Here is a 15,363-nt window from a genome sequence, read left to right as displayed (position 1 = left end):
GGGTGTTGCTCCTTGCAATGGGCGTCGATCAGTTGCCCGGTTTCCAGGCACCGGCGTTCATGCCATCGACCAGACGATTGATCGCCTCGCGCATGGCCAGATCCAGTACTTTGCCGTTGAGGGTCGAGTCGTAGGCAGCGGTGCCGCCGAAGCCGATGATTTCGCGGTTGGACAGAGCGTATTCACCGGCGCCCTGGGTCGAATAGACCACTTCGGAAGTGCTGATGTTGACGATGTTCAGGTTGACCTTGGCGTAAGCCACTTGAGTCTTGCCACGGCCGAGAATGCCGAACAACTGGTGATCGCCGGTCTCTTTGCGGCCGAACTCGGTGACGTCACCGGTGACCACATAATCAGCACCTTTCAGACGCTGGGCCTGGCCTTTGATCGCGGCTTCCTGCTGGATTTCACCCATGTTGTCGCGGTCCAGCACGCTGAAGCGATTGGTCTGCTGCAAGTGGGTGATCAGGATGGTCTTGGCCTGACCGCCGAGACGGTCGACGCCGTCGGAGAAGATCCCGCGCATGTAGCTGGAGCGGTTGTCGAACTTGCCCACGGCCATTGGCACGCGAACGCCGGTCCAGACTTGTGTGGCGCTTTCAACCTTGGCCACCGGCAATGCACGGGAGCTTTCGGTGGCGCAACCGGCGAGTGTGCCGGCAATCGTGCCGAGCACAGCAATCGCGACGCCTGAGACCAGCATCCGGGAGATCATTCTCACTGAGTATTCCTTTGAAAAACGGGGATGTCCCGGCGCGGCAATGCGCGGCGGGAGCTGAAAAGGGCCGGCATTATGACAAAGTGCCATCATTCACGACAGAGTTTTTTGACGCCAATGAATTGGCTGTCTTGAGCGCATACAAAACCCTGTAGGAGTGAGCCTGCTCGCGATAGCGGTGTGTCAGACAACATCACCGTGAATGACACACCGCTATCGCGAGCAGGCTCACTCCTACAGGGGTTTTGTGTTTGGCTGGAATCAGTGGAAATCGCGGCTCTGCACGCGGATGCCGTTGAGCAGCGGGCTGAGATCGCTCAGGCGCCCGGCAATCAGGTGGCGCACTTCGCCTTCGCGCTCCCAGCGGCCATCGACCTTGAGCAATTGCGAACCCACCAGCACTTGCCGCTGACGCTCGGCCAGATCACGCCAGACCACCACGTTGACGTTGCCGAACTCGTCTTCCAGGGTCACAAACGTCACACCGCTGGCGGTGCCCGGTCGTTGGCGCCCCGTCACCAGCCCGGCGACGCTCACCGGCCGACCGTGTTCGACGTCGAGCAATTCCTGCGAACTGCGACAACGCCGGGCTTTGAGTTCACCGCGCAACAGCGCCAACGGATGCGGCCCCAACGTGGTGCCGACGGTGCTGTAATCGGCATGCAGATCCTCGCCAACGCTGGGTTTGGGCAGCACCACCTCGGCCTCCTCCTGACTCGGCAATCCGGCAAACAGGCCCAGCTGTTTCTGCACCCCGGCGACTTCCCAGCGCGCCCGATGCCGATGTCCGGCCAAGCCGCGCAACGCCCCGGAATCGGCCAGCAACGCCTGCGCCCGACTGTCGAGCGCCGCCCGCTCGCCCAGATCAGCGACATCGGCAAACGCCCCGCCCGCCCGCGCCGCCTCGATGCGTCGGGCATCGTCCTCGCGAAAGCCCTTGATCATCCGCAGGCCCATGCGAATCGCCGGTTGCGCCGCCGTGGTGGTTTCCAGACTGCAATCCCAGTCACTGGCGCGCACGTCGACCGGGCGGATCTGCAATTGATGTCGGCGCGCATCCTGGAGAATCTGGTCCGGGCTGTAGAAACCCATCGGCCAACTGTTGATCAATGCACAGGCGAACGCCGCCGGTTCGTGGCACTTGAGCCAGCAACTGGCATAGGTCAGCAAGGCAAAACTGGCGGCGTGGGATTCGGGAAAACCGTAGCTGCCAAAGCCTTTGATCTGCTCGAAGATCTGCGCGGCGAACTCTGGTGTGTAGCCGTTCTTCTTCATGCCGGCGGCGAGGCGTTCCTTGTGCGGTTCCAGTCCGCCGTGGCGTTTCCACGCGGCCATCGAGCGACGTAATTGATCGGCCTCACCGGGGCTGTAATCGGCAGCGACGATGGCGATCTGCATCACCTGTTCCTGAAACAGCGGCACGCCGAGGGTGCGTTTGAGCACCACTTCCAGCTCCGGCGACGGATAGGTTTCTTTTTCTTCCTTGTTCCGGCGACGCAGATAGGGATGGACCATCCCGCCCTGAATCGGCCCCGGGCGGACAATGGCCACTTCAATCACCAAGTCATAGAACTTCGCCGGTTTCAGGCGTGGCAGCATCGACATCTGTGCGCGGGATTCAATCTGGAACACGCCGATGGTGTCGGCGCGGCTGATCATCTCGTAGGTCGGTTTGTCTTCAGCCGGGATGGTCGCCAGGCTCAGATCCAGATTGCGGTGACGGCGCAGCAAATCGAAGCAACGGCGGATTGCGCTGAGCATGCCGAGGGCGAGGATATCCACCTTGAGCAGGCCGACCGCGTCGAGGTCGTCCTTGTCCCACTGGATGATCGTGCGCTCGGCCATCGCCGCGTTCTCCACCGGCACCAGCGTGTCCAGCGGCTGCTCGGAAATCACGAAGCCGCCGGGATGCTGCGACAGGTGCCGGGGAAAACCGATCAGTTGCCCGGTCAAGCTCAACACCCGGCGCAGCACCGGACTGTCCGGGTCGAAGCCGCCTTCGAGCAAACGCGCGAGCGGCGGGGTTTCATCGCTCCAGTGGCCGCAGCAATCGGCCAGTGCATTGATCTGATCGGGCGGCAGGCCCAGGGCCTTGGCCACGTCGCGCACCGCGCCGGCAGCGTGGTAGGTGCTGACCACCGCCGTCAGCGCCGCCCGACCACGGCCATAACGGCGAAACACGTATTGCAGGACTTCTTCGCGGCGTTCGTGCTCGAAGTCGACATCAATGTCCGGCGGTTCATTGCGCTCCTTGGACATGAAACGCTCGAACAGCAGCGTGGTGCGATCCGGGTCGATCTCGGTGATGCCCAAGGCAAAACACACCGCCGAGTTGGCTGCCGAGCCACGGCCCTGACAGAGGATTTCTTGCTCACGGGCAAAGCGCACCACGTCATGTACGGTGAGGAAGTAGCTTTCATAGCCGAGTTCGGCGATCAGCTTCAGCTCTTTGTTGATCTGCCTCAGCACCTTGAAGGGCGCACCTTTCTTCCAGCGCCAGGCGATACCTTCCTTGGTCAGTTGCCGTAGCCAGGAACTGGCGCTGTGCCCCTCGGGCACCAGTTCCTTGGGATATTGATAACGCAATTCGCCCAGATCAAAGGTGCAGCGTCGGGCCAGCTTCACCGATTCATCCAGCAAGGCCTGCGGATACAACTCGCGCACGACCTCGACACTGCGCAAATGCCGCTCGCCATTGGGGTGTAAACGCAGCCCGGCCTCGGCCACCGGCACGTGATGACGGATCGCCGTCATGGTGTCCTGCAAGGCGCGGCGACCACGGGCGTGCATGTGCACATCGCCGCTGGCTACCGGCGGAATCTGCAACTCGGCGGCCAGACTCAACAAGCTCGCCAGCCGTTGCTGATCGTCCTGGCCACGATGCAATTGCACCGCCAGCCACAGGCGTTCGGCGAAGGTCTGCTGCAGCCAACGGCCCTCTTCCACGTCATCGAGTGAATCCGGCACCCACAACACCAGCAACCCCGGCAACGGCTCGGCGAAGTCCTCGCGCAGCACCTGATACTGGCCCTTCTGCGTGCGCCGTCGGGCGCGGGTGATCAAACCACACAAGGCCTGATAACCCGCCAGGTTCTCCACCAACAGCACCAGTTTCGGACCATTTTCGATGCGAATTTCACTGCCGATGATCAGCGGCAGCTCAACCGATTTTGCCGCTTGCCAGGCTCGGACGATCCCGGCCAGCGTGCACTCATCGGTGATCGCCAGCGCCTGATAGCCGTGCTTTTTTGCGCGCTGAAACAGTTCCAGCGCACTGGAGGCACCGCGCTGAAAACTGAAGTTCGACAGGCAGTGCAGTTCGGCATAACCGTCGTTCATGCAAACCAGCCCTGCAGCCACAACGGACCACCCTCACCCACCGCGCGATAAGCCCAACCCTGTTGGCCGGCGCGGTTCTGGATCAGGTAATAATCGCGGCGCACATCGTCACCGTCCCACCAGCCGGATTCGATACGCTCCGGACCCATGAGAATCCGCGCCGAACCTTCTGCCACACTTTGCGGCTCGCCGAGCAACCAGCCCGGACGGTGCACGCTCGGCAAGCCTGCGCAGCGTTGTTTGTCGACACCGTGCTGCCATGCGCACTCGGGGCGATGATCGGCCTGAAAACGCAGCCCCTGCACGGCGTCATCGCCCAAGCGTGCACGCAGGCGTTCGCGCAACTGCTCCCACGGCAAGGTCTGTTGCGGGCGGTCGTCGAACAGTTCCTGAAACTGCGGGACGAAGCTCGGCAGGTCCTCGGCGCGCAGACGAAAGCCGCGTACCGGTGCCTCGACCTGTACTTGTTCCAGCCGACCACGGGCCAGTTCGAAGAGCATCGCCGGATCACGTTCGGCGCTGAGCAGGCCGACCTTGATCACGCTGTCCGGCAACCCGGCGTGTTCCAGATGCAGGTCGAAACGCTGTACGCCGCTGTCGCGCCCGCAGAGGAACGCCGACAGATCGCCGGTCAAACGGCGTAACGGGAACAGCAATGCCTGATGGGATTGCACGTCGAAATTCAGTTCGATTCGTACGTCGAAACGATCCGGCGGCAGATAAAACGCCAGCGCCAATGGCCGCGCACCGAACAGAGTGTCGAGGTGCTTGAGCATCTGCGCTTCAAAACGCCGCGCCAGCGCCTGACGCGGCAGGCTCTGCACCTGATTGAGAGTGCGCAGGCCCATGCGCGACAACACCGTGGCCACGCTTGGCTCCAGGCCGACGCGGTCGACCGGTAACTGCCCGAGGTGATGCTGCAAGGCCTCGCCGTCCGGCACCACCAAGCCGTCATAAGCATTGGCCAGCACCCGCGCCGCCACCGGATTCGGTGCAGCGACGATGCGATGACGAAAGCCCAGTTCGGTCAGTTCCTGGCGCAGTCGTGCTTCGAACTGCGCCCACGAACCGAACAGACCCAGGCTCGATTCGATCTCGAATACCACGGTGCGTGGGTAATGCACGCTGACCTGCGAACTGAAACGGTAGGCCCACGCAGCGAGAAACTGCTGCCAGTGTTCGACCTCGGCAGCCTCGTAATCAGCGGTGGCAAAACCTTTGCTCATCGCCTGCGCAGCGGTCATCGACTGGCCGGCACGCAAACCGAGTTTGCGCGCCGCCGGGTTGACCGCTTGCAGCACCCGGCGCTGGGCCGGGCCGTTGAGCAGCACCAATGGCTCATCAGGATCGGGACGCTGACGCAGCACGGCGTCGAGGGCCAATTGCGGAAACAGAATACACACCCAGCGCATGACGACCTCAATGACCCACGGCAAAGGCAATCGGCGCCGCACGCGCCAAACCGCCACGGCACTTGAGCACGCGCAACTGCGCAGGTTTGGCGTCGATGGCAATGCGCAACGCCGCCGGTGACGGGTTGACCGCTTCACTCAACGGCCGCCAGGCAAATGCCAGGGTCTGGCCGGTTTCCGCCGCCACCTGCAAACGCCGCAACGCGCGGTCATCAGCCTTGTGCGGCCAGCACAGTACGGCGCCGCAACTGCCCGAACGCAAGCACTGTTCCGCCGCCCACAAGGCATCGCGTTCACTGGCCTGAATCACCGACAACTGGCGCAAATCGACCCCGGCGTTTTCCCACGCCTGCGGGTACGGCACGAACGGCGGCGCCACCAGCACAATGCGCTCGCCCGCCGCCGCCAACCGCGCCAGCGTCGGCCAGACCAGTTGCAGCTCGCCGACACCCGGGCCGGCCAAGAGGATTTCGCTCAGCGCCGCTTCCGGCCAGCCACCGCTGGGCAGTGCCGCGTCCAGCGCTGCATGGCCGGTCGGTTGCGGGCTGGCAGCGGGGGGCGCAGGTCGGCCCTTCCAGACCTGGCCGCCATTGAACAGCGTGTCTAACGCAACGACGGCGCCCATCAGCCTTGCCTCACCAGACCACAGAACACCCCTTCGATGGCCAGATCCTGATCGTCGCGCACGACAATCGGCTGATACGCCGGGTTGCGCGGCAGCAGCCGTACTTCATTGCCGAGCCGTTCGAAGCGTTTGATGGTGACTTCACCGTCAAGGCGTGCCACGACGATCTGGCCGTTGAGCGCCTCGGGATTGCGCTTCACGCCGACCAGATCGCCATCGAGGATGCCGTCCTCGATCATCGAATCGCCCTGCACCCGCAGCATGTAATCGGGTGTGCGCGAGAACAGCGCCGGGTCGAGCAGCAAGCGGCTATGGATGTCGGCATCGGCGCCAATCGGTGCACCGGCAGCGACGCGGCCGAGCACCGGAATGTCGAGCAGTTCCGGGCGCGGCGGTTGCCCGAGCAGGCGAATGCCGCGGGCCTGATTGGGGTTGACCTCGATAAAACCGGCTTCAGTGAGCGCGAGCACGTGCTTGCGCGCCACGCTGCGCGAGGCAAAACCAAAAGCCTCGCTGATTTCAGCGAGGCTTGGGGGCTGACCGTGCTCGGCGATTCGATCGCGGATAAAGGTCAGGATGGCGGTACGGCGGGGAGTCAGGTTCGTCATGGAGTACATTTGTACTCCTGTAGGATTTTCCTGACAAGCGCCGCCAGTCAGCTCAAGCCACGTTCGGCCAGAAATGCTGCGATGTAATCGATGAACGCGACGACCTTGGCCGTGGCCCGCCGATGGCTCGGATACACCGCCAGAATGTGCGGGCCGAAGGTGTCCGGGTCGATCTCGTAATCGGCCATGACCCGCACCAATCGCCCGTCGGCAATGTACGGCGCAGCGCTCCACAGCGGCGTGTGCAGCAAACCACGCCCGGCCAAAGCACTCGCCAGCAACAAATCGTAATTGTCACTGCGCAACAACGGCGCTGCGGGTTGCGCCAGGCTCAAACGCTGCCCGTCACGCTCGGCCCACCAGAACTCGCGGCTGAGCAACGGGTGCTGATAAAGCAACCATTCGTGCTGCTCAAGCGTCTGCGGATTCACCGGCAAGCCCTTGCGCGCCAGATACTCCGGGCTGCCGCACAACGCCAGACGATTGCTGCCAACCACCCGCGCAATCAGCCCCGGCAAGTCATCGTGGCCCTCGCGCAACGCCAGGTCGTAGCCACTTTCCAGCAGATTGACGAAGGCATCGCACAGGTCCACTTGCAGGCTGATCTGCGGGTATTGCTGCAAAAAGCCGTCACACACCTGATCGAGAAACGCCCGGCCATACGCCAGCGGTGCGGTGATTTTCAGGCTGCCGCGCAAGCCGTGCTGCAACTGCTCGATTTCCTCGCTGGCTTCATCCAGTCGCTGCAATACCAACCGCGCGGTTTCCAGGTACACACGGCCGATTTCGGTCAACAGAATCCGCCGCGTGCTGCGTTCGAACAGTCGTGCGCCCAGCTCCGATTCCAGGTGATTGACCGCTTTGGTCAGCGCCGACGGGGTTTTGCCCAACTGCTCGGCGGCGCGGCTGAAACTGCCGAGCTGCGCGGTGACGACGAACATTTTCAATGCACCCAACTTGTCCATGCTTTTTCCATTCAGGCAAAAACGTTTTTCGTGAGGGAGGCGTTCTGTCCGCCGTTGCCAGCCACTAATCTCGCCATCAGACGCAATAACAAGGAAATCTTCAATGAAAAGATTCATCCCGAGTCTGTTGGTAGCCGCTGTAAGTTTTGCCTCGATGGAAGCCATGGCCGCACCTGATCTGATCCTGCTCAACGGCAAGATTTTCACCGCCGACCGTGCGCAACCCAAGGTGCAAGCCCTCGCCGTAGAAAACGGCAAAGTGCTGAAAGTCGGCACCGACGCGCAGATCAAAGCCTTGATCGAACCCGGCACCCAAGTCATCGACCTCAAGGGCAAAGCGTTGATGCCCGGCCTGATCGACAGCCATTCCCACGCGATTTTCGGCGGACTGGAAATGGTCTCGGCGAACATGGAAGACGAAGTCGTCGGCCTCGACGAACTGCAAAAACGTCTGCGCGACTGGCGTGCAGACGGCAAGGCCAGACACGGCGATGTGCTGAGCATTGCCGGCATGAGTTCGGTTTATTGGGCGCAAGCCGAGGCCTTGGGCACCACCTTCAACAGCGGCGAATGGGCCGATGTGCCAGTGGTGTTCATTGGCAGCGACCACCACACGGCGTGGGCCAACAATGTGATGCTCAAGCGCGCCGGCATTGACGCGGCGCTGCTGAAAAACCTGCCCGATGCGGAAAAAGACACCATCGGCAAACTGGCCAGCGGCGAGCCGAACGGCTTTGTCGTCGACGCCGGTTGGGATCGGGTCGCCTCGAAAATGCCGGTGCCGAGCCCTGCCGACATGTTGAACGCCGCGAAATCAGCGGTGCGCTACAACAACAGCCTTGGTATCACCGCGTGGATGGACCCGGCTGCCAACGCCGCACCGGGCGAAGCAGTGTTCGCGCTCAAACCGACCGAAAAAACCGTCGGCGTGCTGCCGGCTTATAAAGCGCTGTCGGAAAGCGGCGACATGAGCGTGCACGTCGCGGCGCTGCTGGTGGCCAACCCGAAAAGCGTGCCCGCCGACCTCGATACGCTGGACAAGGTGCGCCAGCAATTTCAGGGCATTCCCAACCTGACCCTGCCCGGGATCAAGATCTTCGCCGACGGCGTGATCGAATTCCCGGCACAGAGCGCGGCGATGATCGACCCGTACAGCAACTCGCACAAACAGGGCGAATTGCTGATCGATCCGCAGCATTTCGGCGAACTGGTCAGCGCCATCGACCAGCGCGGCTGGCTGGTGCATATCCACGCGATCGGCGACCGCGCCGTGCGTGAGTCGCTGAACGGCATCGCTCAGGCACGCAAGGATCGGCAGAGCGGCGTGACCCACTCGATCACTCACCTGCAAATGGTCAACCCGAAAGAGTTCGCCCGTTTCAAACCGCTCAACGTCATCGCCTCGATGCAACTGCTGTGGGCCAGCGCCGACGACTACACCACCGACATGATCAAGCCCTACGTCAGCGCCCTCGCCTTTCGCTATCAGTACCCGGCGCATTCGCTGTTGAAACAGGGCGCGACGATTGCCGGCGCCAGTGACTGGCCGGTATCGACGCCGAACCCGTTCAACGCCATGGCCCAGGCGATCACCCGCGTCGGCCCATTGGGCGTACTCAATGCCGAGGAGCGTCTGGACCGCGACACCATGTTCTATGCCTACACCGTTAACGCCGCACGGACGATTGGCCTGGAGAAGCAGATCGGTTCGCTGACGCCGGGCAAGCAGGCGGACTTTATCGTGCTCGACCGCGACGTGTTCAGCGTCGACAACAAAGCCCTGCATGACACCCAGGTCCTGCAAACCTGGTTCGGCGGCCGTCAGGTCTACACCGCCACCCAATAACAACACAATCTTTCCTTTGTAGGAGTGAGCCTGCTCGCGATAGCGGTGTGTCAGCCAACAACAATGTTGAATGCAATACCGCTATCGCGAGCAGGCTCACTCCTACAAGGTTTTCGTACTGCCCAAAAATAATCACAACATCGGGACTTCACATGAAAGCCTTGCCTCTGTTCGCCCTGAGTTTCTTGAGCGTGCTGCCGTTGAGCAGTTTTGCAATCCCCTTGAACGATGACTTTGCGCTGGAGGTAGACCTGACCCTCGCCAGCGACTACCGCACGCGGGGCATCTCGCAAACCCAGAATGACCCAGCGGTGCAAGCCGGCCTGACCCTCGCGCACAGCAGCGGTCTGTACCTCGGCGCCTGGAGTTCCAACGTCGATTTCGGCGACGGGCTGAAAACCCGCCAGGAAGTCGATTACTACGGCGGCTGGCTGTGGCAGGCGACCGAGGAGGTCAGCCTCGATCTGGGCTACATCAAGTACGCCTACCCCAAGGAAAGCCAGTTCAACCAGAGCGAGGTCTACGGGATTCTCGGGGTTTATGGGGTGAAGCTGGCGGCGTATTACTCCAGTGATGCGCCGGGGATCGATAGCAAGCAGAGTTCGCTGTACAGCTATATCGGCTATGAAACCGAGTTGCCGTACGACTCAGGATTGAAGTTGCGCTACGGCAATATGGATTTCAAGGATGCGCATTTGTACTCGGCGTCCGGGCAGGCGGAGGACAGTTATCGGGAATGGGAAGTAAAACTCACCCATAACCTGGCCGGGGTGGTGTTGGGCCTGAGCTACATCGACACTGATCTCTCACAAACCCAATGCCTGAGCAATTGGGGTTTCAAAGACGTCTGCACCGCCACCGTCGTCGCCAGCGTCAGCAAATCTTTCTGACCCCACCGAGATCCATTGCAGGAGTGAGCCTGCTCGCGATAGCGGTGTGTCAGACAACACATCGACACCTGACACACCGCTATCGCGAGCAGGCTCACTCCTACAAGGATTTGCTTTGAATTCGGTAGTTGTTACAGGATGTTTACGAATTTTTTACTAATGTTCTTCTACAGTTACCCGCGCAACCGCGTGGTTTTCATTCATGTAGAGGAATGTTTGACATGGCTTTGGGCAACGGACTGCGTTTACCGTCCATCACTCCTACCCGACTGGTGCTGCTGTTTTCCCTAGCACTGGTGGCGTTGTACAACCTGGCGACCTGGAAGGCGCTGGGTACGCTGATCACCCTGCAAGGCGCGCACAAAGTGGCATTCTTTGCTTCGTTTGGGCTGTTTTTGTGGGCCGCGATCACCCTGCTGCTGACCCTGGTGTCGTTCCGCTGGACACTGAAACCGGTGCTCACCGTGGTCGCCCTGCTCTCGGCGTGCGCCGCGTATTTCATGAACGAATACGGCATCACCATCGACACGGTGATGATCCAGAACGTCTTCGAAACCAACCCCGCCGAAGCCACCGCGCTGTTCAACGGCAAACTGCTGGCTTACCTGCTGTTGCTCGGTGTGTTGCCGGCGGCGTTGATCTGGCGTTGGCCGGTGAGTTATCGGCCGTTCTTTCGCGGCTTGCTCAACAAGATTCTGGTGATCATCGCCTGTGTAGTGGTGATCGCGGCTTCGGTGGGCACGTTCTATTCGACCTACGCGCCGATCTTTCGCGAAGAAGACAAGCTCACCCACTTCATCAACCCGACCAACTACATCTACGCGATCAGCAAGTACACCAAGCAACGCCTGGGCATCAAAAAGCACTTTGTGGTGCAGGCCATTGGTGAAGACGCGGTGATGAGCGCCAAGGCCGCCAGCCGCGAGAAGAAATCGCTGATGGTGTTTGTGGTCGGTGAAACCGCGCGCGCCGATCACTTCTCACTGAACGGCTATGAACGCGAGACCAATCCGGAACTGAGCAAACTGGACATCCTCAATTTCACCCAGGTGCATTCCTGCGGCACGTCGACGGCGGTCTCGGTGCCGTGCATGTTCTCGATGTTCCCGCGTGAGGATTACAGCGACAAGAAAGGCAAAACCTACCAAGGCCTGCTCGACATCCTTCAACGCGCCGGCGTGCAGGTGCTGTGGCTGGACAACAACAGCGACTGCAAAGGCACCTGCCTGCGGGTGCCGCATCGCGACATTTCGAAGAATCAACCGGGGCCGTTCTGCGATGGCAACAACTGCCTCGACGAGGCGCTGTTGCAAGATCTGCAAAGCTACATCGACAGCCTCAAGGGCCACGCGATCATCGTCCTGCACGCCGACGGCAGCCACGGCCCGGAATACTACGAGCGTTATCCGAAAGCCATGGAGCGCTTCAAACCGATCTGCCACACCAACCAGTTGGGCAGTTGCAGCCGCGATGAACTGGTGAACGTGTACGACAACACGATTCTGTACACCGACCATTTCCTCGCCAAGGTCATCGAACTGCTCAAGCGCAATCAGGACTCGCTGGACACCTCGATGGTGTACGTCTCCGACCACGGTGAATCGCTGGGCGAGAACGGCTTGTATCTGCACGCGGCGCCGTATGCGCTGGCACCTGAAGCGCAGACCCATGTGCCGATGGTGATGTGGTTCGGCGACGGCACGCTGGCGAGTGAAGGGATTGACCGCGGCTGCCTGCAAGGCAAGACCGGGCAGGCGGATCTGAGCCACGACAACCTGTTTCATTCGGTGCTGGGGTTGTTTGAGGTGAAGACGTCGCTGTATCAGCCGGGGCTGGATATTTTTCATGGTTGCCGGCCTTCGATGACAGCTGCGCAATAACCCGGATATTGCGTAGATCCCTTGTAGGAGTGAGCCTGCTCGCGATAGCGGTGTGTCATTCAACAACGATGTTGGCTGATCCACCGCTATCGCGAGCAGGCTCACTCCTACAGGGGGCTGTGGTGTATCAAGAATTGAGGTTTGCCAGGTAGGCCCACGGGTAAATGCCGCGCTGGTGGCCGTCGCTGAACACCAGTTGCACGCCGTAGCCCTGGGGGTTGAGTTCGATCAGGCGTACGCGATCATCCACCAGCGGCGTCAGACCTTTCAGGCGAAACGCGCGGCATTGCGAGCACGGGCACTGGCGGCGCAATTCGGCGTGATTGAGTTGTTGTTCGCGGCCGTCCGGCCAGCTCAAGCGCAAGGTGCCTTCGCTTTGCGAATTCCCCACCGTTAGCGGGTTCATTGCAACTGACTCAACGCGATGCGCACGGCTTTGCGCACTTCCGGGTCGCCGTCGTCCTGCGCGGCCTGCAGCGCCGCCACGGCACCACGATCATTCAGTTCACCCAAGGCCAGCGCGGCTTCCTTGCGCAGGTTGCTGATGCGATGACCGAGGGTTTCAATCAGCGCGTCCAGTGCCGGGGCAAATTGCAAACGACCGAGGCTGCGGGTGGCGCGCAGGCGCACTTGCCAGTAATCGTCGCTCAAGGCTTCGACCAGCGCCGGGCCGGCGTCGCGGTGGCCGACTTTGCCCAGTGTCGTTGCGGCTTCTTCGCGCACTTGCCAGGCGTTGTCCTGCAAGGCCTGGCGCAGGGCCGGGAGGACGTCGGCGCTGGAGGCCAGGCCCAAAGCGCCGGTGGCGGCGCGGCGTACTTCGGTGTCCGGGTCATCGCTGGCCAATCGCGCCAGGGCTGGCAGTGCGTCGAGTTGCTTGAGCCAGCCGAGCACGCCGACGGCTTCGCGACGGACATTGGCGTCGGCATCGTTCAATGCCGCGACGGCTGAAGGAGCCGCGTCGGCGAAACGCAGTTCTCGCAAGGCGCGAAATGCGGCGATGCGCACGCTGACGTCGGCGTGATCGGTCCACGGCAGAATCACCCGCCCCGCTGCTTCAGTCTTGAGCAGACTCAGACTTTGCGCTGCGGCGGATTGCACGGAGGGCGACGGGTCAGTCAGCGCCTCGCACAACGCTTGCACGACGTCCTCATCTTCCCAAGCCTCCAGCAACCGTGCGGCTTCGGCGCGGACTTCTTCGGCGGGATCCTGACCGAGGCGATCGACCAGCCAGAGCAAGCCATCCGGCTCTTCGAGATCGGCCAGATCGATCAGCGCAATACGCCGCACACCCGCATCGTCAGCAGTCAGGCGCGGTTGCAGATCGAGAATGTCTTGGTTATCGGTCACAGCAAAAATAGAGGTCATAGGGCAAATCGCGGCAAAGGGTTTTCAGGAGGCAGGCCGAGCGGATTGAGGCGCGGCAGCGGTCGGTCATCGTCATGGCGCAGCAGGTCGAGACAGTGGCGTTTGAGGCGCGAGAATTCAGGACTGGTGACCAGTTCGCTGGTGCGTGGCCGGGCGAAATCCAGGCGCAAGTCTTCGATGATTCGCCCCGGTCGTGCGCTCATCACCAGCAGGCGATCGGCGAGGAACAACGCCTCGTCGATGTCATGGGTAACGAAGACCACGGTGGTGCGGATGCGCGTCCAGATGTCCAGCAGCAGCTCTTGCATATTCAAACGGGTGAGCGCATCCAGCGCGCCGAATGGCTCGTCCATCAGCAGCAGGCGCGGACGATTGACCAGCACACGGGCGATTTCGACGCGTTGCTGCATGCCGCCGGACAGCTGATCTGGCCAACGTTCGGCGAAACCTTCGAGACCGACCAGTTTGAGAATGTCATCGGCGGCGCGATGACGTTCGGCCTTGCCGATGCCACGCATTTTCAGGCCGAAGGCGACGTTGTCACGCACCGTACGCCACGGAAACAGCGTGTGGTGCTGAAACACCATGCCGCGCTGCGGTGACGGGCCGGACACCGCCGCGCCATCGACTTTCAGGCTGCCGGCATGCGCGTTCAGATGCCCGGCCAAGGCACCGAGCAAGGTCGATTTACCGCAACCGGACGGGCCAAGAATGCAGACGAACTGGCCGGGCTCGATCTGGCAATCGAGTTCGCGCACGGCTTCGAACGCTTCCCGTCCTGCGCCGAGAACGATGGACAGTTGGCGAATATCGATCCGCCCTTCCGGGGTTTGCATCACGCTCATCAGGCTTTTCCTCGCGGTCGATGCCAAGGCGTGAACAACCCGCCGAGGCGTTTGATCAGCAGACTGCTGCCCATGCCCAGCACGCCGATCAGCAACATGCCGACGACGATGTCGGCGTAGTTCTGAATGGTGTAGGACTCCCAGGTGTAGTAACCGATGCCGAACTGGCCGGAGATCATTTCCGCCGTGACCAGGCAGAACCAAGACGTGCCCATGCCGATCGCCAGACCCGTGATGATGCTTGGCGCCGCGCCCGGGAGGATCACTTCCAGCAGGATCGCCCGGCGCCCTGCCCCGAGGCTTTTCGCTGAGGCGATCAGGCGTGGATCGACGCCTTCGACACCGTGCACGGTGTTGAGCAGGATCGGGAACAGCGCGCCGGTGAAGGTGATGAAGACCATCGACAGTTCCGAGGATGGGAACATCAGGATGGCCAGTGGAATCCATGCGACGGCGGGGATCGGGCGCAGGACTTCCAGTGGGGGCAGCAGCAGGTCTTCGGCCCATTTTGAACGGCCGATGGCCAGACCGAGGGCGATGCCGATCAGCAATGCGGCGAGGTAACCGGCGAAGACGCGGCTGAGGCTGGCGGTGAGGTGTTGCAGGAGCTTGCCGGAGTCGCCCAGACCCAGCGCCGCTTCGATCACCGCGATGGGTGTTGGCACGTTAGCGAAGGTGACCAGGCCGAGGTTCCAGTGGTGGCTGGCGGCGAGTTGCCAGAACAGCAGGCAGAGCAGCAAGGATGAGGCTCTTGATGTCCAGCGGATGGGTGTTTTCATGGAGCGGGTTTCCAGTTCTGGATCTGTGTGATGGCTGAGATTTCCCCCCCTCACCCCAGCCCTCTCCCCCCAAGGGGGGCGAGGGGGAAAG

General features: G+C 61.7%; 13 protein-coding genes. 3 read left to right on the top strand and 10 right to left on the bottom strand.

From position 1 onward, the window contains the following. Positions 1-28 precede the first annotated feature (28 nt). The 6 genes from VY732_RS12850 to VY732_RS12825 form a co-directional block, all read right to left on the bottom strand. Positions 29-715, bottom strand: a complete 687-nt coding sequence (locus VY732_RS12850) for a CsgG/HfaB family protein (RefSeq protein ID WP_161986630.1) — start codon at positions 713-715, stop codon at positions 29-31. Between the two features lie 264 nt (positions 716-979). After that, positions 980-4,078 (bottom strand): error-prone DNA polymerase, encoded by a 3,099-nt coding sequence (locus tag VY732_RS12845; protein ID WP_331695603.1) that lies wholly within the window; start codon positions 4,076-4,078, stop codon positions 980-982. Beyond that, complete coding sequence (locus VY732_RS12840) at positions 4,054-5,469, bottom strand: Y-family DNA polymerase (RefSeq protein WP_331695602.1); 1,416 nt, start codon at positions 5,467-5,469, stop codon at positions 4,054-4,056. Before VY732_RS12840 ends, VY732_RS12845 begins: the two co-directional genes overlap by 25 nt. 7 nt (positions 5,470-5,476) lie before the next feature. Then, a complete protein-coding gene (imuA, locus tag VY732_RS12835) occupies positions 5,477-6,094 on the bottom strand; it encodes a translesion DNA synthesis-associated protein ImuA (RefSeq protein ID WP_016986862.1) in 618 nt (205 codons plus the stop codon). Continuing rightward, positions 6,094-6,711: a transcriptional repressor LexA gene (gene lexA / locus VY732_RS12830; protein WP_137219653.1), complete on the bottom strand. Its 618-nt coding sequence runs from the start codon at positions 6,709-6,711 to the stop codon at positions 6,094-6,096. Before lexA ends, imuA begins: the two co-directional genes overlap by 1 nt. A 38-nt stretch (positions 6,712-6,749) precedes the next feature. Continuing rightward, positions 6,750-7,667 (bottom strand): LysR family transcriptional regulator, encoded by a 918-nt coding sequence (locus tag VY732_RS12825; protein ID WP_212622256.1) that lies wholly within the window; start codon positions 7,665-7,667, stop codon positions 6,750-6,752. Positions 7,668-7,770: 103 nt separating this feature from the next. Between VY732_RS12825 and VY732_RS12820 the strand changes: the two genes are divergently transcribed. The 3 genes from VY732_RS12820 to VY732_RS12810 all read left to right on the top strand — a co-directional run bounded on the left by VY732_RS12820 (position 7,771) and on the right by VY732_RS12810 (position 12,283). Further along, complete coding sequence (locus VY732_RS12820) at positions 7,771-9,513, top strand: amidohydrolase (RefSeq protein WP_331695601.1); 1,743 nt, start codon at positions 7,771-7,773, stop codon at positions 9,511-9,513. A gap of 152 nt (positions 9,514-9,665) precedes the next feature. Beyond that, entirely contained in the window at positions 9,666-10,403 is a 738-nt protein-coding gene (locus VY732_RS12815; protein WP_331695600.1) for a TorF family putative porin, read from the top strand. Positions 10,404-10,624: 221 nt separating this feature from the next. Continuing rightward, entirely contained in the window at positions 10,625-12,283 is a 1,659-nt protein-coding gene (locus VY732_RS12810) for a phosphoethanolamine transferase (RefSeq protein WP_331695599.1), read from the top strand. Between the two features lie 127 nt (positions 12,284-12,410). On the opposite strand, the gene VY732_RS12805 is transcribed toward VY732_RS12810, so the two are convergent. Genes VY732_RS12805 through VY732_RS12790 form a run of 4 tightly spaced genes read right to left on the bottom strand, consistent with a single transcriptional unit; the run spans position 12,411 to position 15,272 of the window. Continuing rightward, positions 12,411-12,689 carry a DUF971 domain-containing protein gene (locus VY732_RS12805; protein ID WP_331695598.1) on the bottom strand — a complete coding sequence of 93 codons (279 nt, stop codon included), beginning with the start codon at positions 12,687-12,689 and terminating at the stop codon, positions 12,411-12,413. Continuing rightward, positions 12,686-13,648, bottom strand: coding sequence for a HEAT repeat domain-containing protein (locus VY732_RS12800; RefSeq protein WP_331695597.1), 963 nt, complete (start codon positions 13,646-13,648; stop codon positions 12,686-12,688). The genes VY732_RS12805 and VY732_RS12800 overlap by 4 nt, the downstream gene beginning before the upstream one ends. Further along, positions 13,645-14,493, bottom strand: a complete 849-nt coding sequence (locus VY732_RS12795; protein ID WP_077573190.1) for an ABC transporter ATP-binding protein — start codon at positions 14,491-14,493, stop codon at positions 13,645-13,647. Before VY732_RS12795 ends, VY732_RS12800 begins: the two co-directional genes overlap by 4 nt. Then, on the bottom strand, positions 14,493-15,272 hold the full coding sequence (locus VY732_RS12790) for an ABC transporter permease (protein WP_331695596.1): 780 nt from the start codon (positions 15,270-15,272) through the stop codon (positions 14,493-14,495). Before VY732_RS12790 ends, VY732_RS12795 begins: the two co-directional genes overlap by 1 nt. Positions 15,273-15,363: the final 91 nt, after the last annotated feature.

The sequence above is a fragment of the Pseudomonas sp. ZY71 genome, from assembly GCF_036542145.1.
GTDB lineage: Bacteria > Pseudomonadota > Gammaproteobacteria > Pseudomonadales > Pseudomonadaceae > Aquipseudomonas > Aquipseudomonas koreensis_A.
Note: the sequence above shows the minus strand (reverse complement) of the source record. Positions and strands in the feature narration are given on the sequence as shown.